The organism is Citreicoccus inhibens (assembly GCF_019039035.1).
Taxonomy (GTDB): Bacteria; Myxococcota; Myxococcia; order Myxococcales; family Myxococcaceae; genus Citreicoccus; species Citreicoccus inhibens.
Genome location: NZ_JAHNZT010000041.1, coordinates 43,331 through 66,001, shown reverse-complemented (window position 1 = coordinate 66,001; position 22,671 = coordinate 43,331). Strand labels below are relative to the sequence as shown.

Genomic DNA, 22,671 nt, shown 5'->3' with positions numbered 1-22,671 from the left:
TGCTTCCACGACCTCAAGCGATGCCGCGCCGTCGCCACCCGCTACGACAAGACGGCGACCTGCTACCTCGCCGTCCTCCACGTCGCGGCCATGGCTCTGTGGCTGCATTAATCAGGGACAGCCCCTACTTCTCGGTCCGACTCTTGATGGCCTGCTATACCGGGGATGTGCCGCGGCCGGTATGGCAAGGCGACCTTGAGCGCTTCGCGCTGCTGACGGCGGAGAATCCAGACCCGCATCTCGACGTGTGCAAAGGGCTCCTGGAGGGCAATCAATCGCTGTTCGATGAGGGCTTGAAGGCCCTGTGCGCGCAGAAGCTGGAGGCAACGGCCAAGGCGCTCCGAGCGGAGACCCTCAACCCGGATGAGGCTGCCACCCTGGCGCATGTCTCCACTGAAATCCTTGCCACGGTGGAGTTGGCCGAGCGGGTAGGGCTTCGCGTTGCATCGGATTATCCCCTGGCCCCAGGTGTCGCCCGCAGGTTCCATCGCCGAGCTTTTCCAGCCGCTGAGAGCTGGCAAGCCCCTGAGCCGTTTCGCTCGCTGCCGAAGCCGAGGCCGTGATGTCATCTCCCGGCGGGCTCGTCATCAGTGGCCTGGGCATGGTGTCCAACCTGGGCTTCACCGTGGAGGCCACCTGTGCGGCGCAGCGGACGGGGGTGGTTCGTCGCCATCCCCTTCTTGATTACGTGGCCTATGACGAGTCCACGCTCGAGGCCCCGGTCTCGGGAGCGCCCATCAGGGGCTTCACGGATGGCTTCATCCAGGCTGGGGCCTGGGTTCGGCTGGGATTGGCCGCGCTGGAGGACCTTGTTCGCTATGGCCACCTGCCGGACCGGAACGCGCGTGCATTCTGGAGCAAGACCGGGCTCGCCTGGGTTCTGCCAGCGCTCCAGTTCGAGCGGTTCCTCTGGCCCGAGCCTGAGGTTCCTGCGCTGTTGGAGAGGCATTGTGGCGCGCTGCTCGCGGACCTCGCGCAGCTTTCGTTGCACATGATTCCCGGAGGTTTCTTCACGAGCGGTCCAATGGGTGTCGCGGCCGCGATGCGGCGTGCCGAGGCGCTGCTCGCGGAGGGCACGCTGGAGCGCGTCATCATCTTGGGCACGGACTCGTGGATGGACCCGCTCAGCATGGGGTAGCTCGTCCGCGAGGGGCGGCTGAAGACTTCGGAGCGGGCGGTGGGGCTGTGCCCGGGTGAGGCGGCGGCCTGTGTCCTGGTGGAGCGTGAAGCCCGAGCGCATCAGCGTGGCGCGAGGTTCGAGGCTCGGATTCTGGCTTCGTCATTCCGGTCGGCGCCAGTGGAGGCGTCCGAGGACGAAGAGGCGCCGGCCCTTTCTCGAAGTCACCTGGCCCCAACGTGGGCTCGCAGTCTCGCGGACTCAGCAAGAGCCGCCGTGGAGACCGCGCGGGGCGCCGAGCCATTCCGGGGCGACATCCTCCTCGACCTCAATGGTGAGGAGTGGAAGGCGCAATGCTGGGGGCACGCCCAGCTCTTGCTTCGAGAGCACATCGATATGCACCGCGTGCGAACGGTCTTCCCGGTCGTTTCTTGGGGCGACATCGGCGCGGCGAGTGGCGTGGCCGCGCTCTGTCTGGCGACACGCTCGTTCGTGCGGCGCGCCTCCTCGGCGGACCGGGCGTTGATCTGTTGCCTCTCAGATGATGGGGGGGCGGGCGCGCTCCTGTTGGAGCGCATTCCAGCGGCGGGCCAGACAGCGACGAGGCGCTGAGCGGTCCACGGATTTCATCGTGTTGACCACGGCACAGTGCCTCTCGGTCTGCGGGGGCGTGTGCCGCTGGGCAGGCGGGCGGGCTTGCGGGTGCTTCGGGGCTGCGGCGGCGAGCCGGGGCGGTTAGCCTGAGGGGACGCGCGATGAAGCGCGACCCGAGGTGAGCCCGTGAGTGGAGTGTCCCGGAGAGAAGCGTTGCAAGGCCTGGCCGCAGTGGGGGCCACCGCCGCGGTCTCGGGCTGCTCGAAACACGCGGCGAGCAGTGAGGAGACGGCCATGACACAACCAACAACCCAGGACGCGGTGCGGGCCGTGACACCGCTCGGCATGATGTGGAAGACGCCCGACCCGTTCCTCTTCTGCGTCCACCACGACGACCGCTATCCCGCCGGCAATGAGCACCTGGGCCCCGCGGCCTCCCTCGCCGGCCGGGACATCGGCCAGGACTTCGAGGGCCGCGACGGCTGGCGCATGTATCACGGCGAAACCGTCCCCGGTTTCCCTCAACATCCCCACCGCGGCTTCGAGACCGTCACCATCGTGCGTCGTGGCGTGCTCGACCACTCCGACTCCCTGGGCGCCGTCGCGCGCTTCGGTGGCGGTGACGTGCAATGGCTCACGGCCGGAAAGGGCATCCTCCACTCGGAGATGTTCCCGCTCCTCCGGCGCGATGCCGCGAACCCGCTCGAGCTGTTTCAGATTTGGTTGAACCTGCCGCGCGTCGACAAGATGGTCGAGCCGCACTTCTCCATGTTCTGGAATGACATCATCCCCACCGAGGTCATGAAGGACGAGCGCGGCGGCTCCACCGAGGTCCGCATCATCGCGGGGCGACTCGGTGACGTGCGCGCGCCGCCTCCGCCTCCGAAGTCCTGGGCCCGCCGCGAGGACACCGACGTGGCCATCTGGACCATCAAGATGAGCCCCGGCGCGCGCTGGACCTTGCCGGCCGCCTCGGCGAGCGCGCACCGCATGCTCTATTTCTTCCAGGGGGCCGCGCTCCGCGCCGCGGGCCGCGCCATCCCCGCGTCGAGCGCCATCGAGCTGCGCGCGGACCGCGACGTCGTCCTCGAGAACGGTCCGGACGAGGCCGAGCTGCTGATGCTCCAGGGCCGCCCCATCCAGGAGCCCGTGGTTCAACAGGGCCCCTTCGTGATGACCACGCGCGAGGAGCTGTATCAGGCGTTCATGGACTTCCGGCAGACCGAGTTCGGCGGCTGGCCGTGGCCCCAGCACGACCCGGTGCATGGCCGTGAGCAGGGCCGGTTTGCCCGGCACGCGGACGGTCGCGTCGAGAAGCCCACGACCTGAGGCGCGCGCCGGGCTCGGCCCGGAGGACTACAGCTCCAGATAGGACAGCACCGCACCGAGGTCCGCGTCCGAGAGGGCCTCGGTGCTGTAGGGCGGCATGTTGCCTCCCACGCCGAAGAACTGTCCGTGCCGGACCTTCTCGATGACGACCTTGGACTTGGGCACACCCGGGAACACCGTGCCGTAGTCCTTCGTCACCTCGGGGAGGATGGAGGCCAGCTCGGTGAGCCGCCCCTTTCCGGTGTGCAGCTCGCCGTGGCAGGTCTGACAGGCCGCTCGGTACACCGTCGCGCCGCGGCCCGCGTCGCCGCGCGCCACCTCGTTGATGTCCTTCACGATGGTGAAGGGCAACGCGGCGGCCTGGGCATCCGGGCTGAGCCGCACGAGGTACTCATACAAAGAGCGGCTCATCGGGTCGTCCGGCTCCAGCTTCGTCACGCCCCGCATGAAGTTGACGTAGCAGAAGTTCACCGAGTCCAAGAGGCGCGTCTCGTTGCCGCCCCACCAACTCGGCCGCGAGGCCACGTTGTAGAGCGAGTAGCCCGAGTCGATGCGCTCGGCCGGAGCCTGAGGCGTCGTCACGTGACAGGTCGCGCAGGAGAAGCGATTGAACGTGCTCTCCGACAACCGCGCGTCGTGGAACAGCTCCTCGCCGAAGTCCGCCGCGCTCTTCTTCTCTTCCCCGCCACAGCCGAGCAGCAGCCCGAGCAGCGCGGCGCTCCACATGAGGCGCTTCATGGCTGCCCCCGAATGATGCTCACCGAGTCCGGGAAGATGCCCATGCGCACCGTGGACACCACCTTGCTTTCCTTCAGGTCCACCACGAGCAGCGCGCCCGGGCCAATGTGGTCGCCCTCGCAGACGGCCAGTCCGTACCGCTCGTCCGGCGTCAGGGTCAGCTGATGCACGTTGAAGCAGCCATCCTGTGAGAGCTGGATGGTGCGCAGCACCTGGGACGTGGCGGGGTCGATGACCGCGATGGCGTCCTCGCCCTGATAGGGCATGTACAGCGTCTTCCCGTCCGCCGTGAACACGCCGAACATGGGCGAGCCCCGCAGCGGAACCATGCGCCGCGCGTTCATCGTCCGCGTCCCGGCCTCGAGCACCTGCACCTGTCGGCTCGCCAGGGAGCTGACCCAGACATCGCCCGTGGTGGGAGACATCGTCAGCGCATAGGGCTGGTGCCGCGGCGCGATCGCCGTGCCCACGCCCGAGTCCGCCACCTTCACCCGCGTCACCGTCGAGGTGTCCGTGGCGGGCAGGTCGACGATGGCGACTTCGTCCGACCAGCACGCGATGTAGGCCGTGCGCTCGTCGGCGGAGAGGCGCACCGCGTGTGGCGCGGGGCAGACCTTCAGCCGCGTCTTCACCGTCATGGACGACGCGTCGAGGACGACGAGCCGCGCGTCCATGTCGCGCTCGCTGCCGCCCTGGCGCGCGACGTCGGCGATGCGCAACAGGTCGAAGTGCGTCTGGTACAGCGTCTCCCCATCCGCGGTGACGATGACGTCGCCCGGATTGCGGTCCACCCGCGCCGAGCCCACGATCCGATTGTCCTGGGCCGACATCTTCAGGCAGTAGCCGTCCGCCGTGCCCGTGCCGTGCGCGCCATGCGGCCCCGAGCCGCCTCCTGGCACGTAGTTGGAGATGCCCACGTAGTAGTAGTCATTCGCCGGAGAGACGGCGGTGTGATGTGGCCCCTCCAGCTCCACGGGGTTGAGGCCCACGGGCACGCGCTGCGCCACGCCCCAGCCCGGCGTGCCAAGCCCCTCCATGTCCAACAGGCTCAGCGAGTCATCCAGGCTGTTGGTGACGATGATGCGGCCCGCGGGGCCCGGCGGTGGAATCGTCGTGCCACCGCGCGTCCACGGAATGGGCTCGGAGTATTCGAGCGCGGGCACCTTCAGCAGCCCGTCCGCCTCTGTCTCGGATTTCTCGCAGGCCGCCAGCGCCAGGGGCGCCAGCAATCCCAACCATGCCGCGCGCCTCACTTCGCCATCCCCACGCGGAAGGTGACGGGCGTGGCGAGCTGATAGGGGCCCTCGGTGATGCGGTTCTGCACCAGATAGGCGCTCGTCACCTGCACCGTCAGGTCCTTGCCCGCCGCGTCGCGCAGCGTCTTCCACGTGGCGTCGTCGAGCTGCCACTCCAGCTCGGACGTCAGCAGCGCCACCGGACAGGTCTGTCCCGGCAGCTTCACCTGCACCCAATACAGGTCACCCGTGTAGGGCGGCAGGTGGGCCTCGGCGGTGGGCACCACCCAGCTCGCTACGCGGGCGAGGAACGACGGGCTGCTCGCGCGCGGATGGCCCAGCGTGGAGGGGCGCACCTTGCCGGGGCGCTCCAACGACGCGCGCAGCGGAGAGGTCCAGCTGAAGCGCGGCGCCGCGTCGCTCGCGGCGAAGGTCTGGCTCGCCTCGGGGGTGAGCAGCGTCACCGCGCGCGAGCTGTCCGGGGCCTTGTCGTGAGCGTCCACCAACGCGCGCCAGGACTCATCGGTGGCCTTGCCCGCGTAGAGGGGCTCGCCGCACTCATCGGTGACGGGCGGATCATCTTTTCCACAGGCGGTCAGAGCCAGGGCCGCGGCCGCGCAGGTGCTCCACAGAAGATGGTGGTTCATCGTCGTCCTCAGGGTTGTGGGTCCACACGCCGCCGGCCACGGCGCAACAGTGAAAGCGTGAGCAGAAGCAGCGCGGCGGGGACCGCATTCCCGGACATGGCGCCGCAGCCGCTGGAGCTGGGTTTGGAGGGAGGGGGCTCGTCGACCCCGGGGCCCGCATCCGGCGCAGGGGGCGGCGTACCCGCGTCCGGCGTGCCCGCGTCCATCTCTCCATCCGGGTCGAGCGGCGCGAGGATCAACTGCGCGAGCTGCGGCCAGCGCGACGGACACAGCTCGTGCACGGGCGTCCCCGCGGGACACCGGTAGGCGCCTCGGGTCTGCTCCAGGCTGTAGATGGGCTCCCAGGTGGTGCCCTCGTCCAGGCTGCGCGCCAGCGACCAGTCATGCACCCAGGGCGAGCCGCAGCCGTACAGGACTTCTCCTCGGCGCAGCACGCACGCGTTGCCGCTGGGCAGGGAGAGCGGGACGAAGGGCGCGCCGGCCTGACTGCGGAAGAACGTGTTGTACGTGCCCACCCAGGCCGTGCCGCCGTCCGCGGACAGGTCCATGTTCACGAAGGCGTCGTTCAGGCCGCCCTCGTTCAGCGAGACGAAGGTGCGCCCTCCGTCGTCGCTGCGCAGGATGTACGTGAAGCCCTGCGCGGACACGCGCGCCCACACGCCCTCCGCGGACACGGGGCTGGTGGTGGCGAGCACGAAGTCATAGGGCCGCACCAGCGTGGGGAAGGTCTGCGGCAGCTCCTCCCACGTCTCGCCCGCGTCGTCGCTGCGGAACAGCAGCATGCGCGTGGGCTCCTGCGCGGACGCATAGATTCGCCGAGGGTCCGCCGTGGACACCCGCACGGCCGAGAACAGCGTGTTCTGTCGCTGGAGCGGCAGGGCCCGCCACGTCTCGCCGCCGTCGTCGCTGCGGTACAGGCCGTTGCTCGGCGCGGTGGAGCGTCCCGTGGCGGCGTAGAACACCCGGTCATCCGTGGGGTGCACCGCGAGCGCCGTCACCCACGTGTCCTTGAAGTAGGGGTGCGTGCTCCACGTGCAGGCCCCATCGCCCGAGCGCAGGAGCGCGTTGCCCGTGGCGGCGAGCAGCTCGCCGGACTCGCGCCACACGAAGGAGTCTGGCTTCCAGCCGCCGTAGCCCATGGCCTCGGGGCAGACCCAGCGCCACGTCTGTCCGCTGTCTCGGGACACCACCGCGCCGAAGGTGGTCCCGACGAAGAAGTCCTCCGGGTGCCCTCGGCGCAACGTGACGTTGGAGGTCTCAGGCAGACCGGCGTGAGCCCGCACACCGCTCGCGGCCAGGACGCAGGCCACCGAGAACAGCCTCCAGAAGGGCGCGATTCGATACGTCTTCATGCGCGAACTCCGAGGGCCCGGCCGACCGTGCCCCGCAAGATACCTCCAGCGCCAGCACTTCATAGTGGGACTTGTTCTTCGCGAAATGCGCGATATGAGTTGATTGCAGGGTCGTTGAGCAGGCGTCGGGAGGGGGGCCGTCCCGGCAATGAGGAGTCCCGACATGGGCTGGAGGCGAGCCGCTGGGTGGGTGCTGCTCGGGGGCGTCTTGGGGATGGCCGCGTGCAGCAAGGGCGCTCCGCCCCTGCCGCCCCCGTCGTCGCATGAGGACGGCGGCGCCGACGGCGGCGGCGACACGGACGCGGGCATCGAGGAAGGCAACGTGCTGCTGGAGATGGGGGACTGGGACGACCTGGAGCGCCTCGCGGTCTGTCGTCCCACGGTGGACCCTGGCGTCGCCTGCGGCTCGCCGGACTTCTTCCTCGCGCCGCTGTGCAACGTCCGCTCGCTGGGCGACGTGGCGGGGCCCGCGCTGTACTCGGTGCGCATCAACTGGGACCTGCTGGAGCCCGTGGGACTCGTCGACAGCCTGCGGGTGGTGACGGATGGCGGCGCGTCCACGCTCGGCACCATGGCGCTGCCCGCGCAAGAGCTGGGGCCGGAGCGCTTCTACCTGTCGGCCCGCGAGGGGCTGGAGGATGGCGGCTCCTCCACGCTCTCGCTGTCGGGGTGTGAATCGTATGCGCGCGGTCGCCGACTGGTGGGCTGCTACGCGCGCTGCGCGAACGGCGCACCCGTGCGGTTGGGCACCTTCGCGGCGGAGCGGTTGGTGCGACGCGAGGGCGAGGCGGAGTCCTCGGGCATGGCGCTGCTCTCCGAGTCGCCGGTGGGCCGAGGGGACGCGATGGGGCTGGTCGTGTCCCAGGCGCATGCCTTTGTCGTCTCCGGGCCTGACCTGATGCGCGGTGTCCCGGGTGGGCTGACGGTGCTCGACGTGCATGACCGCGCCGCGCCCGTGCTTCGCGCGCGCATCGATGCCCCGATGGGAGACACGTGGCGCGCCGTGGCGGCCCGAGGCGACGTGCTCTACGTGGCCAGCAGCGCGGAAGGGGTCATCGCCTTCGACATCAGCACGGCCGCTCAGCCCCAGCGGTTGTCCTCGTTCCCAACGGGGGTGGGGCCGGTGGATGCGCTCTCGGTCTGGGTGCGGGATGCGCGCCTGTATGTCACCCAGGCACGTCCCTCGGCGCAAACCTCTCTCTATGACGTGAGTCAGCCCCGGGCTCCGGTCCGGTTGAATGGGTTGCAGAGCGGCGGCGCGGATCCCCGTGTGCCCGAGCATCAGCCCGCGTCTGTCTTTTCCTTCGAGGGGCGGCTGTATGTCAGTCATGGTCGCGAGGGATTGCGCATCCACGACGAGGCCGGTGCTTCGCCGCTCGATGAGCTGGGGCACTACACCTATCCCGGGGCCACCAGCCATGCCGTGCGCGTGGGGCGGTTCGGCTCGCGGGTCATCGCCTTCGAGGGTGGACAAGATTGGGCCGCGCACCTGCGCGTGCTGGATGTGACGAACCCCGCGCAGGTGTCATTGGTAGGGGAGTACCGGCTGCGGACGCCTGTCTCCATCGGCGCGCTGGAGCTGCGCGGGACGACGCTCTTCGTGGCCCACCATCAGGACGGGGTGCGCGTGCTGGACGTGTCCGAGCCCGAGCGTCCGAGGGAGCGGGCGTGGTTCAACTCGTTCGCCGCGGAGCACCCGGGCGCGGGCCATGGCTTCGTGGATGGGCTCGTGGCCGTGAGTGCGCCGGGCGACGGATACCTCTATACGGTCGATACGGCGCGCGGCCTCCTCATCTTCCGGGAGCCCTGATGCGCCCGTTCCCCATGTCCTAGGAGCCCGCCATGTCCCATCGCCACTCCTCCTTCCCGCACCACGCCCTGCTGGGAGGCACCTTGCTGTTGGGCGCGTGCACGCATCCGCATCACGCGGAGCAGGCGCACGGCTCGCAGATGCCGCACCGCTTCGAGGACGCGAACGCCTGGGCCGCGCGCTTCGACGACCCGGCGCGCGATGCGTGGCAGCAGCCGGACGCGGTGGTGACGGCGCTCGCGCTGCCTGGGGACGCGAAGGTGGCGGACGTGGGCTCGGCGACGGGCTACTTCTCCGTGCGGCTGGCGCGCGCGGTGCCCCAGGGCCGTGTGTATGGCGTGGACATCGAGCCGGACATGGCGCGCTACCTGGGCGCGCGAGCCGAGCGCGAGGGCCTGACGAACCTCACGCCCGTGGTCGCCACGCCGGATGACCCGAAGCTGCCCGCGCCCGTGGACCTGGTGCTGGTGGTGGACACGTACCACCACATCTCCGACCGGCCCGCGTACTTCCGCCACCTCGCGGAGCATGGCCTGTCCGCGCAGGGGCGGCTCGCCATCATCGACTATCGCTTGGACTCGTCGCGGGGGCCGCCCGCCGAGCACAAGCTCGCGCCGGACGCGGTGCGCGCGGAGCTGGAGTCCGCGGGCTATCAGCAGGTGCGGTCCTTCGACTTCCTGCCCGAGCAGTACTTCCTGGTCTTCTCGCGGCGGTGACAACGATTCAGTTCCTCAGGGGGGAGCGACATGGCGGCAACCGCGGTGGAATCCAACCGGGCCGGGACGGGCCTGGGGATTCGTGAGGTGGATGTCGTGGGCTCGGCGGGCACCCGCGTCGTGTGGGAGCCCGTGGTGCAGGGCGTGGTCGAGCAGGCCACGCGCGCCTATGAGTCCCTGGCGAGCGCGCAGCGGGAGCGCGTGCGGGAGGAGGCCCTGTTGGCCTCGGCCGCGTCCCGCGCGACGTTGGTGGAGGTGATGCGGAGCGCCCGTGACTTCGCGGGCGCGGCGCGGTTGCTGGAGTCTCGGGGAGATGACGTGGCGGCGGCGCCCCTCTACGAGCAGGCCGGTGAGCTGCGTCCCGCCGCCGAGGCGTGGCTGCGCGCCGGTGAGCATGCGCGCGCGGCGGCGGCGTTCGAGCGCGGCGGCGTGCTGGAGCTGGCGCTGGAGTTGTACCAGTCACAGCAGGCGCTGGAGTCGGTGGCCCGGGTGCTCACCCGCCTGCGTCGTCCGGGCGAGGCGGCGTTGGTGTATCGCGCCTTGGGCAACACCCACGCGGAGCTGGAGTCGCTGCGCGCCGTGGCCGCGGAGGACGCGGGCCGCCGGGACACGGTGCTGCGGATGAGCGCGCTGCTCGATGCGCGGGGCGATACCTGGCGCGCGTTGGTGCTGCTGGCCGACGCCGTGCGCGAGTCCCCCGACGCGGAGCTTCACGCGGAGCAGGCGCGGCTGCTGAGGCAATTGGGACTCGCCTCGCCGGCCGAGGGCGCGGTGGCCGCCGAGCGCACCCCGGCTCCGCCCGACGGCTACGAGTACCTCAAGGCCATCCCCATCTTCGGCGAGCTGCCCCTGGAGGACATGAAGGACCTCTACCGCGTGGCCCGGCCCGTGGTGGTGCCCGAGGGCGTCGTCGTCATGGAGAAGGGCGCGCGCGGCACGGGGCTCCTGGTGCTGCTGGAGGGCATCGTGGACGTGTATGCGGGCCCGGGCCCGGACGCGCGCCGGCTCAACACGCTGGGGCAGGGGGCGTACCTGGGGGAGATTTCCCTCATCCTGGATGGGCCCACCTCGGCGCAGGTCCGCGCGAGGACCGCGGTGCGCGCCCTGCGGGTGACGCATCTGGACTTCCAATCCTACCTGGACACCCATCCCGCGGCGGCGCTGCGCATCTATCGACTCTTCACGCAGAACCTCGCGGAGCGCGTGCGTGCGCTGAGCGCCTGAGCTACAGAGGCCCGCATGGCGGATACCCCTCCCCGCGCGGACCCGAGGACGCTGCAAGCGGTGCCCCTGGCCAGTGAGGCCCGCATGGACGCGGCGCTCGCCGGAGGACCCATGGAGGCGTCTCGGCTTCAGCGTGAGGCGGAGTCACTGGAGGCGCTCGGGCGTCACGCGGAGGCGACCGCGGCGTTCGAGTCCGCGCTGCGCGCCTGGGTGAAGGAAGGTGCGCTCCTGCGCGCGGCGGCCGCGTGGGTGTCGCTGCGGCGGCTGGGCGGCGACGCGGCGAGGACGGCGCGCGTGGTGGCGGAGCGCTTCGCCCTGCCGCCTGGCTCGGCGCCCAGCGAGCCGGGGCTCGTGCCCGACGCGAGCGCGGCGTCAGCCGTGCCCATCCTGTCCTGGCTGGACCGCGAGGCCTTCGTGGCGCTGCTGGAGGCGCTGGAGGTGCGCGCCTTCACGCCCGGCCGCGCGGTGGTGACCGAGGGCGCGGCGGGCGACTCGATGTTCGCCCTGGTGGACGGCACCGCGGAGGTGGCGCGCGCCCTGGAGGGCGGTGAGCGCAAGGTGGTGGGCACCGTGTCGGCGGGTGACTTCTTCGGCGAGCTGGCGCTCGTATCCGAGGGGCCTCGGCTGGCCAGCGTCGTGGCCACCTCGCGCGCGGTGCTGCTGGAGTTGACGCGCGCGCGGATGGAGGCCGCCGCCGTGCGGCACCCCACGGTGGCCACCGCCGTGCAGACCTTCTTCCGGCGCCGCTTGGTGGAGAACCTCTTGCGCAGCAGCCCGCTGCTCAGCCCGCTGTCGCCCGCGCAGAAGCAGGCGGTGGCGCGCGAGTTCGACCTGCGCGCCGTGCCCGCGCGGCAGGTGCTCCTCACACAAGGCCAGCCGGGCGATGCCTTCTACCTCCTGCTGCGCGGCCAGTGCCGGCCGTACCTGGAGCAGGCCAGCGGCAAGAAGGTGGCGCTGCCGGACCTGCGCGAGGGGGACGTCTTCGGTGAAATCTCGCTGCTGCTCGACAAGCCCGTGTCCGCCACGGTGCGCACCGAGTCCGAGTGCGTCCTGCTGCGGTTGGACCGAGGTGCCTTCGAGCGGCACATCCTCAGTCAGCCGGGCATGAAGGGCATGCTGATGCGCATGGGCACCGAGCGCCTCCAGCGCACCGCGCGGCTGTTGTCCGGCCGCGAGCTGCTGGAGGGTGACCTGCGCGTGTGACGCCGCGCGACGCCGAGCCTCAGGGCGTGGCGCTGTCGTCCAGGCGAATGGGATGCGCGCGCAGCCACTCCTGCGCGCGTCGCACGCGGTCCGCGGCGGCGGCGCGCCCTTGTGTCTCCAGCAGCGCGCGGTAGGGCTCCAGACTCTCCACGGTCCACGCGGGCAGCGCCTTGAGGTCCGCCAGCGCCACCAGCTCCTCGGCGGTGCGGCCCCGGGCCTCCTGGCGCGCGGTGAGCAGCGCGGCGAGCACCATGCGCGCGGGCTCGGCCTCGAAGGCGATGGCCGCGTCGCTGAACGCCGCGCGCGTGGCCTCGTCCGCGGCCGGGTTCTTCGCCTCGGCGTGCAGGCGGTCCACCAGGTGCTGGAGGAAGTCCTCGTCCACGGCCCCCTTCACCGCGCGCAGCAGCGCGGCCACCACCTCGCGCCGGCCCTCGGGGTTCGTGGGCGGGGACTTCATGGCGCGCAGGGGCTCCCAGAGGACGCAGGTGAGCCAGAGCTCCTCCTCGGGGGCGAAGACGGAGGGCGACGTCGGCTCGCGCAGCCGCGCTTCCACGCGGGCGGAGCGCTCCTTCGCCTCGCGGGCGATGCGCTCGGACAGGGCGGGATCCGCCTGCACCTGCTCCACCAGCGCTTCCACGTGCGAGTCGTCCATCGCGCCGGCGAGCGCCTCGTACTTGCGCGCCAGCTCGGCGTGCCGCACGCACCACTCGCGGAACTGCACGTCGAACACCACGTCCAGAACGGGGTTGTTCTCCGGGCGCACGCGGCCCGTCTTCTTCGCGGCGGTGGCGAGCAGCGCGCCCACGCTCAGCGCCTGACGCTCCTCGGGCGTGGAGGCTCGCGCGGCCCGCGTGAGCAGCACGGCGCCCAGCTTCTCCTGGAACGCGCGGGTGCCCAGCGCGCGCAGGGTGCCCACGGACAGCTCGTGCCGGGCCGCGGCGGCGTCCTGGTTCGCGCGCTCCGCCAAGCGGGCCAGCTCCTGGCCCACGTGCGCGTCGAAGTCCTTCGCCTCGAAGCGCAGCCCGGCCACGGGGCCCGCGTCCGCGAGCAGCGCGCCCAGCCGCTCCAGCGCGGCGGACAGCTTGGACACGTCCGGGTCCGCCAGCAGCGCGAGCGCGCCCTGGAGGTCATCGGAGAGGGGACTGGAGGCGGCGGGCGGAGGCGGCGCGGCCTTGGCGCGGTCCTCGGCGGCGTGGCAGGCCTTGTACTTCTTGCCGCTGCCGCAGGGGCATGGGTCGTTGCGACCGGGCTTGGTGGAGCTCACGGCGGCGCACCGTAGCGCCCCGCGCGCCCCCGCGTCTCGGCCAGCGCGGCCCTGTCGCCAGAAAGCGGACGCCCGGGCCCCTCGCGAGGAGGAGCCCGGGCGCCGGGACTTCACGCGGGCGAGACTCGCCCCGCGATTACATCGAGTAGCCGAGCGTCAGACCGAACACGTGCGCGGTACCGGAGTACGTGCCGCTCATGCCCGGGGACGTGCTCTGCTTGTCGGAGAGCGCGACGAACTGGTAGCCGAGGTCCGCGCGGAAGGGCTTGAACTGGTAGCCCACGCCCGCCGTCACCTTCAGGCGGTTGGCGTCCGGCAGGTCCGGCGTCAGCGTGCTGTTGGGGCTCGGCGACGGGTCGTAGACGAAGCCCAGGCGAACCTGGAGGTCCGGCGTCACGCCGTACTCGCCACCGATGCTGTACTTCCACCGCGCCCGCCACTTCTTCGGCACCGGGTTGTCGATGGCCGGGTTCTCGAAGTGGATGGCCAGCTCGGAGAAGGTGGACCAGTCCACCCAGCTCGCGTCCGCCGCGATGAGCAGCCGGTCCATGGGCGAATAGGCCAGGCCCGCCGTCACCGTGGACGGCAGCGTCACGTCCGCCGTGGCCTTCTGGTCCTGCAGCAGGGACTGGAACTCCGTGGGGATGTTCTGGAAGTCCGCCTTGCCCTTGAAGCCAATCTTCACCGCGCTGCGGTACTGAAGACCCATCTTCAAGTTGTCCAGGATGCTGGCCTGCACGCCGACGTTGAAGCCGGAGCCCCAGTCCGCGCCACCCAGGTGGATGGTGCCCTCGCTGTTCACGAAGTTCAGCTGGCGGCGCAGGTCGATGGTGGCCCGAGCGATGTCGAGGCCCACACCGAAGCGGAAGCGCGGGTGCAGCTCATACGCGAACGTGGGGTTGATGTAGTACGTGGCCAGGGCGGACTCGTGGCCGCGGAAGCGGCCCACGAAGTCATCCACCCAGCGGCTGCGCGCGCCGTAGGGCGTGAAGACGCCCACGCCGAACGCGGCCCGGTCAAACGGCTTGGCCACGATGAACAGGTGCGGCGGCGGCGACAGCGTCGTCTTCTGGCCCTGGCTGGCGGACGCGCCCACCGGGGTGAAGTTGATGCTGGGCAGGATGCCCGTGTCGCCCAGCGTGATGTCCAGCTTGTTCACGCCGACGATGTTCGCCGCGTTGCTGTAGATGGCGGACGAGTCATCCAGCCACGCGGTCGCCGCCGAGCCCATGCCCGTGGCGCGGGCGCTGTGGGTGTCGATCTGAAAACCCGCCGCCTGGCTGGCGCCAGCCGCGAGCAGGGTGACGAGGGAGAGTGCTTTCTTCATGGTGGTGTGATTCCTCTCTCGCGTGCGCCGCTACTGCGGAGCCGCCACAGTGCCCGTGTTCAGGAAGCCGATGACCTGGGTCTGCGCCTTGACGGTGATGGACCCGAGGTCCGGCCGCAGCAGGAACCCGTGGTACTTCGTCTGGCTGTTGGCCGGGATGTCCGAGTAGTTGGCCGGGTCGAACATGTAGGACGCCACCGTGCGGGTGTTGTCCGTGCGGTTCGCCGCGTTCACCAGCGCGAGGGACGCCTCGTTCGGAATGGTCATGTCGCCCTTGATGGTCTGCACCAGCACCGCGCGGTTGGCGTGCGCGTTCGGCGCGTTCCGCAGGGCGTAGGCGTAGTTGCGCGCGTCGGCCGGGTCCAGGATGGTGTTGGCCAGGACGATGAACTGATCGAACGCGGGCGTGCCCGGATCGATGCCCTGGCCGTGCAGCAGGCCGATGAAGCTGGTCTTCACGCTATCGAAGCTCGGCGAGGTCATCAGGATGTTGACCAGGTCGCCGCCCGCCACGTTCAGCACCGCGTGCTGGATGTTCGGGGAGGAGGCCGTGGACATCGTGCCCATGATGCCGCCGAGGCTCTGACCCACGAAGTGGATCTGCGAGCCGTCCAGCTTTTCCGCGCCGGTGAGGGCGGTCACGCGCTGGTTGATGTTGCCCGGGCTGGTGGCCTGGAGGATGCGAATCACCTGGCCCATGTCGATGATGTGCTGGCGGAAGTGGTCACGCGTGGCGAACAGGTTCACCGTGTCCAGGAAGTTCCAGCCCGAGATGGCCGGGTTGAACGTACCGCCCTCGCACAGGCCGCCGGTGACGGCGCCCGTGTTGTCGCGCTGCGCGATGCAGCGGCCCTTGTTGGCGCCCGAGCACATCATGTCGCCCACGCCCGGGGTCGGGTCGCAGACATCCGACTGGGTCCGCGCGATGCAGCGGCCGTAGCTCGGGTTGGTGGCGTAGCTGCCGGAGGTGTCGCACTTCTGGGTGGCCGGGTCGGCGCAGGCGTAGTCCGGCGCGGGGGTGGTGGTGCCGGGCACGGTGAAGCCGATGCACGAGGCGCGGTCGCCGTGGAACGGAGCGTCGATGGCGATGCTCGCGTAGCCCGCGGCGCCCAGGCTGCCCGCGAGGGCCTTCATGGACTCGCGGTTGCCCGTCAGGCCGTGGGCGAAGATGACCACGGGCCAGCCGTTGGCCGGCATCGCGGCGCCCGCGGGGGGCAGCGACAGGTAGAACGGCGCGAACTCACCGCGCAGCTTGCTGGGGTCCGGGTTGAACGTGCCGCGCGGATCCGTCAGCAGGTTCGGGAGGATGAGCTCGCCCGCGTAGAGGCGCGCGGTGAGGCCGGCCGGCGGGTTGGGCGCCAGCTGGAGCGCGAGCGGAACGTTGGGCAGCTGCGCGGGCGGGATGGACGCGGGCAGCGTGTGGAGCTGCTGGGCCACGCTGTTGATGCTCTGCGTGGTGAACGTCCAGGCCAGGGCGATCTGCGAGCGCTTGATGCCCGCCTTCTCCAGGTTGTCGAACAGGGGCTTGAAGGCCTGGCGCAGGGGCTCCACGGCCTTGGCGCTCTCGTCCGGGATGCCGTTCACCTGGCTCTTGCCGTTGACGTAGACCGGGTTGGCCAGACGCATCAGCGCGAAGGCGCCGGCGGGGGCCACGCGGCGGCCGAGCGTGTTCTTCAGGCCAGTGGTGAGCACCGCCCCGTACTGGGTGGCCTCATCCAGCGGCACCTGGGGAACGAGCTGCAGCTGCTGCGGCGCGGTGGACGTGCCGGAGGCGGGCTTGCTGCTCGCGCAGTTGATGCACGGGGTGACCTTGGGGTTGGAGCCCTTGTCCGTGTTGGTCAGCTTCAGGACCATCACGTTATCCTTCAGCGTGCCCTCGTCCAGCGCGCCCAGGTCGATGGCGCCCTTGGTGTCGCTGTTCTCGGAGATGAGGGGGCTGGTCGTGGAGAAGCCGTCCAGGGTGTTGAGGCCCTGCACCAGCTGCGACTGCAGGCCCGTGCCCGGGGGGACCGGCAGGTTCAGGTGCGCGGGCGCGCCCGTCTTGGGGTCGGCCGGCGTGCGAACCAGGTCGTTCGGGAAGGGGATGATGCTGGCCGTCGGGTCGAACGTCGCCTCGGGCTGGTTGGTGATGGTGAACGTCCAGAGCAGGACGATGTCCTCGCGCTTGACGCCCTGGGCCACCAGCGCGCCGATGGGCTTCGCGTAGGCGCGGCGGATCTGCTCCAGCTTCAGCGCGCTCGCGGTCTGGTCGGCCAGCTTCTCGGCCGGGTCGGTCTTGGTGGACGGGATGATCTCCGTGGCGGGACCGCAGTCCGGCGAGGTCAGGTCCTCACACGTGACCAGCGGCTTGGGCGAGCTGACAAATGCCCAGGTGCTGGAGGCGATGACGTTCTTGCCGTCCAGCGTCTTCAGGCCGTGGTCGCCGCCGATGAGCGCCACCGCGTAGCGGCCGCCCTTGGGCCAGGCGTTGGCCTTGGTCTTGGCGTCCTGCGGGATGATGTTGATGTAGCCCGTGTCCGGGTTGTACCCGATGAGCGGGTCGATGGCCGCCGTCTCGAGCTCCGTCCCCTTGTAGAGGTCGATGATCTTCACGGTGTTGGCGTTCACCGAGAAGGGATCGAGGTTCGCCACCTTGGTGTTGGCGATCGCCGTCGGCGGGAAGCCGTTCAGCGTGTTCAGGTAGTCCCGCGTGAACTCCTGCTGCGCCGCCGGAGCCTTGGGGTCGATGGGCGCGTTGACCAGTCCGGTCTTCTGGTCGATCGCCAGGTCATTGGGGGATGGAACGATGGCCGGCGATGCAGCCGGATTGAACTCTGCCAGGCCAACGGCTTCAGGCGCTGGATCCTGAGCAACCTCAGGGTCACAGGCCGCGGCGCCCAGGGCCAGGGCCCCGACGAACAACAGCTTTTTCATGGTAGGAGTTCCCCTCCAAGGTGAACTGCTGGAAACAAGTTGTTGCGTACCACGTCCCGACGTACGCCGAAAGCGAAGGGACTTGACGCGCCGAGTCAGGCGTGTTGCTACCGCGCCGGTCGCTCGCGCGGCACGTGCGGGTGCGGATCGCGCGAGTGACGGCGGGGCCGGTTACGCTCGCGCGCATGCGCATGAAACATCTGCTGAGTGTCGTGGTGCTGATGACGGCGTCGCTCGTCCACGCGGAAGAGGCGGGCGGGCTTACCTGGAGTGCGCCCTCGGAGTGGGCGGTCCAGCCGGCTCGGCCCATGCGGGCGGCGACGTACAAATTGCCCGCGGCGAAGGGTGACGCGGAGGGGGCGGAGCTGGCGGTGTTCTACTTCGGCGCCGGTCAGGGGGGCGCGGTGGGGGACAACGTGAAGCGGTGGCTGGGGCAGTTCCAGCGGCCGGACGGCACGTCGGTGGAGAAGGACGCGAAGACGAAGACGGAGAAGGTGAACGGTCTGAACGTCACCACGGTGGATGTGAAGGGCACGTACGCGGGGGGCGGCCCCATGATGGGGCCCTCCGCGCCGAAGCCGGGCTACCGGCTCTTGGGGGCCATCGTCGAGGGCGCGGAGGGGCCGCTGTTCTTCAAGCTCACCGGCCCGGAGAAGTCGGTGGCCGCCGCGGAGAAGGGCTTCCGCAAGCTGGTCGAGTCGGTGAAGTCCGCGAAGAAGTAGTCGCGGACGGGCTCGGCGCTGGTGGGCTCGGCGCTGTTTTGCTCAGCGCTTCTTCGCGGGCGTGGTGCCCTTCACGGGCTTGAGCACCGCATGCGTCGCGGGCGCCTGGGCCGCTGCCTTCTTCAGCGCGGCGGGCGCGGGCTTCTTGGACAGGTCCGGCATCAGGAGGATCTCGATGCGGCGGTTGCGCGCGCGCCCCTGGGGCGTGGCGTTGGTGGCCACCGGGCTCATCTCGCCGTAGCCCGCGGCCACCAGCCGGCGCGCGGGCACGCCGCCGGACTCCTGGAGCGCGCGCACCACCGTCACCGCGCGCGCCACGGACAGCTCCCAGTTGGTGGGGAACGTGGCCTTCAGCTTCTCCGAGGGCGGCGAGTCATCCGTGTGTCCCGACACCTGGATGACCTTGTCCTCCACCTTCGCCAGCACCGCGCCCAGGCGCGTGAGCACCTCGCCGCCGCGCTTGCTGATGCTCGCGTCACCCGAGTCGAAGAGAATCTTGTCCACCAGGTCCACCTGGATGCGACCGCCGGCCTGGGAGACGCGAATCTCCCCGTTGGCGATCTCCTTCTTCATCTTGTCCTCCAGGTCTTCATAGGTGGCCTTGAGCTTGGCCAGCTCCGCCTCCTGCTCCTCCACCGTCTTGGTGAGCTGGTCCTTCTCGGCGGACAGCTTGGTGTGCTCGGACTCCAGCGAGGCCAGCTTCTGCGTCAGCTCCTCGCGGGCCTTGTCGGCGGCCTGCGCGCGATCATGCGCCACGCGGGCCTCGGCCTCCGCGGTCTCCGCGTGCGCCTGCGCGTCCTTGGAGGACCGGTGCGACAGCCACAGCGTCACGCCTCCCAGCAGGACCACGAGCGCCGTCACGAGCCAGGGCACCCACGCGCGTCCACGCTCGGACGGCAGGGGGTACTGCTGGGCATGCTCCTCCATGTCTCGACCTCTCAGGGGGGATGGGTGCCCAACACCCTAGCGGGAGCGCGGGGGTGCGCCTCAAGGCTGTGCGGGTGCGCGGAGGTATCTCGAAGTTCAACGTTGCACCTGGAGCGCACGGCCGCTGTTTCACGGCGCACAGTCCTCCGTGTCCGCGTCGCTCGCGCCCGAGCGCGCGGCAAGCACCTTGCTTCGGTGGGCGCCAGCGCTCCCTGCGCTCACCCTGGAGGAAATCCGTGTCGATGTGCAGCAGTCCCGAGCTGGATGCCTATGTGTCTCGTGCCGTGACGCTCTTTCCCGAGGACACCGTCCTGGGAGCGCTCCAGCTGATGTATCGCCACGGGGCGCGGGTGCTGCCCGTGGTGGATGGGACGCGAGGCGAGCTGTTGGGCGAGGTGACGCTGGACGAGCTGCACCGGCTGTCGCGACGAATGCCGCTCACGCGGATGGCTGAAATTCTGACCGCGAAGGCGCGCGCCGTGCGGGAAGAAACGACCGACGCCGAGGAGGAGGACCGCGCGGGGGACTCCTCCTCGGTGGGGTGGCACTGAGGCGCGCGCGGCTACGGACGCGCGGGTGTGTGGAACTCCGGGATGAGCTCGCCCGTGAGGCGGATGCTCTTCATCACCGCGTCGTGGGGCAGCGCTCCCACCTGATGGAAGGTCATGAGCGCGTCGATGCCCAGCCCTTCATAGTGCCGCAGCCGCTTGCGCACCTGGTCCTTCGTGCCCACGAGCAGGGACTCCTGCGCGCTCAACACGTTCCAGATTTCTTCGTCCGGCACCTTCTCTCCGGACATGACCCGGCCGAGCAGCCGCTGGGCCTGGGACTGGGGCGCGTGCGGATCCTTCTTGCGCAGGTACTGGCCCGTGAGGCCGCCCCCCGCGGGGTCCTTGGCCAGCGTCTCCAGCTCCGCGGCGGTGCGGATGAAGAGGTCCTTGGCTTCGAAGAAGGTGAAGGAGCCCGTGGTGTACCAGGCCGCGGCGCGGGCGGCGCCGTTCTCCATGGCCTCGCGCTCGCTGTCCGCGCAGTGCACGAAGGTGAAGAAAGCGACCTGGTCGTTGACGAACTCGCCCACCGGCTCGCAGCGCGTGCGCAGCGCCTCGCGATACAAGTGGATCATCTCGGCCACTTCCTCGGGCGACGCCCACAGCGTCACTCCGAGCGCGCCCACGCCGTTGCGGCCCGCCTGCTCGAACGAGGCGGGGCTGGAGCACGCCTGCCACAGCGGCGGGTGCGGCTTGCGGTAGGGCTTGGGGATGACGCGCACGTCGCGCAGTTGGTAGTCCTGGCTCTCCCAGGAGAAGCGCTCCTGTGTCCACATCTTGGGGACCATCTGGAAGGCTTGCTGGAGCTGGTCGCGCGTGCGGTCCGGGTCGATGTTGAAGACGCGCCACTCGGGCAGCGTGCTGCGCGCCAGGCCGAGCTGGAAGCGCCCGCCGCTCAGGTGGTCGAGGAAGGCGGCGCGCTCGGCGATGCGGATGGGGTGGTTGAAGCGTCCGGGCGCGAGCACGGACGCGTGGCCGACGTGCAGGTTGCGCGTGCTCATCGCGATGGCGGTGAGCATGCACTCGGGCGCCGAGCTGTAGCTGAACTCCACCGCGGTGTGGTGCTCGACCTGCCACCACACGCCGTACCCCATCTCATCCGCCAGCTTCGCTTGCGCGAGTGTCTCCTGGATGAGGTCGTGCTCGTGGTCGGGACCGCTCCACCGCTCCTTCGGGTGCTGCATCTCCGAGAAGATATCGAGTCGCATGGCGTACACCCCCCCGCGCGGATGCGCGTGTCACGGGTGTATCGCGACCAAGCTGGCGCAAGCGAGGGGGCGCTGTCGTCGCGACTGTTTCAACAGTGACGCGCGGGTGGCTGACGGCTCGCACCCGCGGGCGGGCTGCAATCCCACCGCCCGGCCACAGCCTGTGGGGGTGGCCCCCGGCATTCCGTGGGGGGCGGAGGAGGCGAGGGTATGAAGGCCGTGGCGATAATCCTGGCGGCGGGCGAAGCCCGGCGGATGTCCTACCCCAAGGCGCTCATCGAGCACGAGGGAGGCAAGAGCTTCCTTCAATCGCTGGCGTCCACGTTCGGCAAGGCGGGCTGCATGGTGATGGCCGTGCTGGGCAAGGACGCGGAGGCCGTGCGCGAGCAGCACCCGGGCCTGGAGTTGGTGGACAGCGAGCGCTGGCAGGAGGGGCCGCTCGCGTCCATCCGCACGGGGCTCGACGCGGCGCTGGAGGCGGGGGCGGACGTGGTGATGCTGCACCCGGTGGACATGCCCGCGGTCCGCGCCTCCACGCTCAAGTCGCTCCTGAAGATGATGGCGGAGTCGGAGGAGCCGCTGCGCCCCGAGTTCGAGGGCGCTCCGGGCTGGCCCCTGGTGCTCTCGCGCTCCGCGGCCCAGCGGGTGCTCGCGGCCGAGGGCTCGCAGCTGGAGCCGGTGCTCGCCACGTTGAAGCCTCGGCGCGTGGCGGTGAAGGATCCAGGCGTGGTGGTGAACATCAACACGCCGGAGACGTACGAGCGGCTCTTCGGTGGGCCGCCCCGGCTGGCGCCTCCGCCCAAGCGGCGCGGCACCAAGCGCATGGGGCCCACCACGACGACGGTGGCGGACATCGCCAGCGCCTCGGCGCCCCTGGCGGCGGCTTCCGACGAGTAGCCCTCCCGGGAGCCGGGCCGCCCTTCGTTGAAGGGGGCCCGCGCGTCCCGGGCTAGAACGCGAAGCCCATCCCGAAGTACGGGCCTGCGAGCGCGTCCTGGTGCTCGATGCCCGGCAGCAGGCCCGTGTCGTCCAGGTAGAGGCCGTGCCAGCCGCCGCGCAGGTTGAAGGCGCCCAGGTGCAGGGCGACGCCCGCCTGTGCCTCCACCTGGCGGTAGGGGAACGGCGTGGCTTGCACGCGTCCCTCCACGTCCCAGCGCGACTCTCCGATGCAGGCCTCGCCCGAGGCGGCGAAGCTGGGGCCCACGAACAGCACGCCCGGCGCATGCGCGCTGGCCACGCCGGCCTCCACGCGCAGGCGGCCCCGCTCGGTGGAGACGAGCGCCACCGTCAGGTGCGTGCCCAGCACGGTGAGATGGTCGAGCGAGTTCGTCCCGTCATCCACCGGAAACGTCAGCCCGGTGACGCGCAGGTCGATGCCGGCCTTCATCCCATCCAGCGTCAAGAAGAGGCCCAGCGCGCCGCCGTCGCCCATGCGCGCGCCCTGCACGCCCATGCGCACCAGGAGCGGCGCGCGCGTGTCGTCGGGGGCGTTCTCGGCGCGGGAGGGCGGGCCCCGGCGCTCGCGGCGCGGTGCCCGCATGCGGAGCGTCGCGCTGATGGCGCCCATGGGTCCTCGGATGCGCACGCGCACCGGGGCGTCCTCGGGGGGCTCGCCCGCGTCGTCAGGGGGCCTGGGGGTGGCGGTCGCGGTCGGCTCCAGACGGGGTGCATGCCCGCCGACATGCGCTTCCGCGCGCGACGAGGCCAGGCACGCGCCCGCCGCGAGCGCGGTGCACAGCACCTTCCACATGGTGGCCACGATCCACTCCTTCCAGGGGCGGCCACGGGGATGGCCGG

20 protein-coding genes are annotated in these 22,671 nt (G+C 70.5%); 10 read left to right on the top strand and 10 right to left on the bottom strand.

What is annotated here, in order from left to right; translation table 11 throughout:
- Nucleotides 1-146: 146 nt before the first annotated feature.
- The 3 genes from KRR26_RS31650 (at nt 147) to KRR26_RS31640 (ending at nt 3,040) form a co-directional block, all read left to right on the top strand.
- On the top strand, nt 147-563 hold the full coding sequence (locus tag KRR26_RS31650) for an immunity 49 family protein (protein ID WP_217081620.1): 417 nt from the start codon (nt 147-149) through the stop codon (nt 561-563).
- The gene (locus tag KRR26_RS31645; protein WP_217081619.1) at nt 563-1,138 is read left to right on the top strand and encodes a hypothetical protein; all 576 of its coding nucleotides are present in this window, start codon (nt 563-565) and stop codon (nt 1,136-1,138) included. Before KRR26_RS31650 ends, KRR26_RS31645 begins: the two co-directional genes overlap by 1 nt.
- Before the next feature lie 867 nt (nt 1,139-2,005).
- Nucleotides 2,006-3,040: a pirin family protein gene (locus tag KRR26_RS31640; protein ID WP_236069379.1), complete on the top strand. Its 1,035-nt coding sequence runs from the start codon at nt 2,006-2,008 to the stop codon at nt 3,038-3,040.
- Nucleotides 3,041-3,067: 27 nt separating this feature from the next.
- On the opposite strand, the gene KRR26_RS31635 is transcribed toward KRR26_RS31640, so the two are convergent.
- From KRR26_RS31635 to KRR26_RS31620, 4 genes are read right to left on the bottom strand one after another with little or no spacing between them, the layout of a single operon-like run.
- Complete coding sequence (locus KRR26_RS31635; protein WP_120206249.1) at nt 3,068-3,778, bottom strand: c-type cytochrome; 711 nt, start codon at nt 3,776-3,778, stop codon at nt 3,068-3,070.
- Nucleotides 3,775-5,031: a YncE family protein gene (locus KRR26_RS31630; protein ID WP_120206248.1), complete on the bottom strand. Its 1,257-nt coding sequence runs from the start codon at nt 5,029-5,031 to the stop codon at nt 3,775-3,777. Before KRR26_RS31630 ends, KRR26_RS31635 begins: the two co-directional genes overlap by 4 nt.
- Nucleotides 5,028-5,660, bottom strand: a complete 633-nt coding sequence (locus KRR26_RS31625) for a hypothetical protein (RefSeq protein ID WP_120206247.1) — start codon at nt 5,658-5,660, stop codon at nt 5,028-5,030. Before KRR26_RS31625 ends, KRR26_RS31630 begins: the two co-directional genes overlap by 4 nt.
- An 8-nt stretch (nt 5,661-5,668) precedes the next feature.
- Nucleotides 5,669-7,012, bottom strand: coding sequence for a WD40/YVTN/BNR-like repeat-containing protein (locus tag KRR26_RS31620; protein WP_120206246.1), 1,344 nt, complete (start codon nt 7,010-7,012; stop codon nt 5,669-5,671).
- Between the two features lie 163 nt (nt 7,013-7,175).
- Here KRR26_RS31620 and KRR26_RS31615 point away from each other — a divergent pair, with 163 nt between their 5' ends.
- From KRR26_RS31615 to KRR26_RS31600, 4 genes are read left to right on the top strand one after another with little or no spacing between them, the layout of a single operon-like run.
- A complete protein-coding gene (locus KRR26_RS31615) occupies nt 7,176-8,822 on the top strand; it encodes an LVIVD repeat-containing protein (RefSeq protein ID WP_158611469.1) in 1,647 nt (548 codons plus the stop codon).
- Between the two features lie 32 nt (nt 8,823-8,854).
- Nucleotides 8,855-9,538, top strand: a complete 684-nt coding sequence (locus tag KRR26_RS31610) for a class I SAM-dependent methyltransferase (protein WP_120206244.1) — start codon at nt 8,855-8,857, stop codon at nt 9,536-9,538.
- 30 nt (nt 9,539-9,568) lie between these two features.
- On the top strand, nt 9,569-10,762 hold the full coding sequence (locus tag KRR26_RS31605) for a cyclic nucleotide-binding domain-containing protein (RefSeq protein ID WP_120206243.1): 1,194 nt from the start codon (nt 9,569-9,571) through the stop codon (nt 10,760-10,762).
- 15 nt (nt 10,763-10,777) lie between these two features.
- On the top strand, nt 10,778-11,965 hold the full coding sequence (locus KRR26_RS31600; protein WP_120206242.1) for a cyclic nucleotide-binding domain-containing protein: 1,188 nt from the start codon (nt 10,778-10,780) through the stop codon (nt 11,963-11,965).
- 19 nt (nt 11,966-11,984) lie between these two features.
- Here the strand turns inward: KRR26_RS31600 and KRR26_RS31595 are convergent, their stop codons facing one another.
- The 3 genes from KRR26_RS31595 to KRR26_RS31585 form a co-directional block, all read right to left on the bottom strand.
- Nucleotides 11,985-13,229 carry a YecA family protein gene (locus KRR26_RS31595; protein WP_217081618.1) on the bottom strand — a complete coding sequence of 415 codons (1,245 nt, stop codon included), beginning with the start codon at nt 13,227-13,229 and terminating at the stop codon, nt 11,985-11,987.
- A gap of 136 nt (nt 13,230-13,365) precedes the next feature.
- The gene (locus KRR26_RS31590) at nt 13,366-14,556 is read right to left on the bottom strand and encodes an OmpP1/FadL family transporter (RefSeq protein ID WP_120206240.1); all 1,191 of its coding nucleotides are present in this window, start codon (nt 14,554-14,556) and stop codon (nt 13,366-13,368) included.
- A 30-nt stretch (nt 14,557-14,586) separates the two neighbouring features.
- Nucleotides 14,587-17,469, bottom strand: a complete 2,883-nt coding sequence (locus KRR26_RS31585; RefSeq protein WP_217081617.1) for a hypothetical protein — start codon at nt 17,467-17,469, stop codon at nt 14,587-14,589.
- A 185-nt stretch (nt 17,470-17,654) separates the two neighbouring features.
- Between KRR26_RS31585 and KRR26_RS31580 the strand changes: the two genes are divergently transcribed.
- The gene (locus tag KRR26_RS31580) at nt 17,655-18,191 is read left to right on the top strand and encodes a hypothetical protein (RefSeq protein ID WP_236069378.1); all 537 of its coding nucleotides are present in this window, start codon (nt 17,655-17,657) and stop codon (nt 18,189-18,191) included.
- A 42-nt stretch (nt 18,192-18,233) separates the two neighbouring features.
- Here KRR26_RS31580 and KRR26_RS31575 read toward each other — a convergent pair whose 3' ends face one another.
- Nucleotides 18,234-19,118: an OmpA/MotB family protein gene (locus KRR26_RS31575; RefSeq protein WP_217081616.1), complete on the bottom strand. Its 885-nt coding sequence runs from the start codon at nt 19,116-19,118 to the stop codon at nt 18,234-18,236.
- Between the two features lie 242 nt (nt 19,119-19,360).
- On the opposite strand from KRR26_RS31575, the gene KRR26_RS31570 reads away from it, so the two are divergent.
- A complete protein-coding gene (locus tag KRR26_RS31570; protein ID WP_217081621.1) occupies nt 19,361-19,669 on the top strand; it encodes a CBS domain-containing protein in 309 nt (102 codons plus the stop codon).
- Nucleotides 19,670-19,680: 11 nt separating this feature from the next.
- Here the strand turns inward: KRR26_RS31570 and KRR26_RS31565 are convergent, their stop codons facing one another.
- Nucleotides 19,681-20,874, bottom strand: a complete 1,194-nt coding sequence (locus KRR26_RS31565) for an LLM class flavin-dependent oxidoreductase (protein WP_120206450.1) — start codon at nt 20,872-20,874, stop codon at nt 19,681-19,683.
- 210 nt (nt 20,875-21,084) lie between these two features.
- Here KRR26_RS31565 and KRR26_RS31560 point away from each other — a divergent pair, with 210 nt between their 5' ends.
- On the top strand, nt 21,085-21,771 hold the full coding sequence (locus KRR26_RS31560; RefSeq protein ID WP_120206236.1) for a nucleotidyltransferase family protein: 687 nt from the start codon (nt 21,085-21,087) through the stop codon (nt 21,769-21,771).
- 52 nt (nt 21,772-21,823) lie between these two features.
- On the opposite strand, the gene KRR26_RS31555 is transcribed toward KRR26_RS31560, so the two are convergent.
- Nucleotides 21,824-22,624 (bottom strand): hypothetical protein, encoded by an 801-nt coding sequence (locus KRR26_RS31555; protein WP_233576949.1) that lies wholly within the window; start codon nt 22,622-22,624, stop codon nt 21,824-21,826.
- Nucleotides 22,625-22,671: the final 47 nt, after the last annotated feature.

What these genes read in the sequence shown, in the direction of transcription:
- KRR26_RS31640 (WP_236069379.1), top strand. Translation starts at nt 2,006, where the DNA reads ATGACACAACCAACAACCCAGGACGCGGTGCGGGCCGTGACACCGCTC.
- KRR26_RS31575 (WP_217081616.1), bottom strand. Translation starts at nt 19,118, where the DNA reads ATGGAGGAGCATGCCCAGCAGTACCCCCTGCCGTCCGAGCGTGGACGC.
- KRR26_RS31585 (WP_217081617.1), bottom strand. Translation starts at nt 17,469, where the DNA reads ATGAAAAAGCTGTTGTTCGTCGGGGCCCTGGCCCTGGGCGCCGCGGCC.
- KRR26_RS31560 (WP_120206236.1), top strand. Translation starts at nt 21,085, where the DNA reads ATGAAGGCCGTGGCGATAATCCTGGCGGCGGGCGAAGCCCGGCGGATG.
- KRR26_RS31610 (WP_120206244.1), top strand. Translation starts at nt 8,855, where the DNA reads ATGTCCCATCGCCACTCCTCCTTCCCGCACCACGCCCTGCTGGGAGGC.
- KRR26_RS31600 (WP_120206242.1), top strand. Translation starts at nt 10,778, where the DNA reads ATGGCGGATACCCCTCCCCGCGCGGACCCGAGGACGCTGCAAGCGGTG.
- KRR26_RS31590 (WP_120206240.1), bottom strand. Translation starts at nt 14,556, where the DNA reads ATGAAGAAAGCACTCTCCCTCGTCACCCTGCTCGCGGCTGGCGCCAGC.
- KRR26_RS31580 (WP_236069378.1), top strand. Translation starts at nt 17,655, where the DNA reads ATGCGCATGAAACATCTGCTGAGTGTCGTGGTGCTGATGACGGCGTCG.
- KRR26_RS31565 (WP_120206450.1), bottom strand. Translation starts at nt 20,874, where the DNA reads ATGCGACTCGATATCTTCTCGGAGATGCAGCACCCGAAGGAGCGGTGG.
- KRR26_RS31635 (WP_120206249.1), bottom strand. Translation starts at nt 3,778, where the DNA reads ATGAAGCGCCTCATGTGGAGCGCCGCGCTGCTCGGGCTGCTGCTCGGC.
- KRR26_RS31645 (WP_217081619.1), top strand. Translation starts at nt 563, where the DNA reads ATGTCATCTCCCGGCGGGCTCGTCATCAGTGGCCTGGGCATGGTGTCC.
- KRR26_RS31650 (WP_217081620.1), top strand. Translation starts at nt 147, where the DNA reads ATGGCCTGCTATACCGGGGATGTGCCGCGGCCGGTATGGCAAGGCGAC.
- KRR26_RS31570 (WP_217081621.1), top strand. Translation starts at nt 19,361, where the DNA reads ATGTGCAGCAGTCCCGAGCTGGATGCCTATGTGTCTCGTGCCGTGACG.
- KRR26_RS31625 (WP_120206247.1), bottom strand. Translation starts at nt 5,660, where the DNA reads ATGAACCACCATCTTCTGTGGAGCACCTGCGCGGCCGCGGCCCTGGCT.
- KRR26_RS31555 (WP_233576949.1), bottom strand. Translation starts at nt 22,624, where the DNA reads ATGTGGAAGGTGCTGTGCACCGCGCTCGCGGCGGGCGCGTGCCTGGCC.
- KRR26_RS31615 (WP_158611469.1), top strand. Translation starts at nt 7,176, where the DNA reads ATGGGCTGGAGGCGAGCCGCTGGGTGGGTGCTGCTCGGGGGCGTCTTG.
- KRR26_RS31620 (WP_120206246.1), bottom strand. Translation starts at nt 7,012, where the DNA reads ATGAAGACGTATCGAATCGCGCCCTTCTGGAGGCTGTTCTCGGTGGCC.
- KRR26_RS31605 (WP_120206243.1), top strand. Translation starts at nt 9,569, where the DNA reads ATGGCGGCAACCGCGGTGGAATCCAACCGGGCCGGGACGGGCCTGGGG.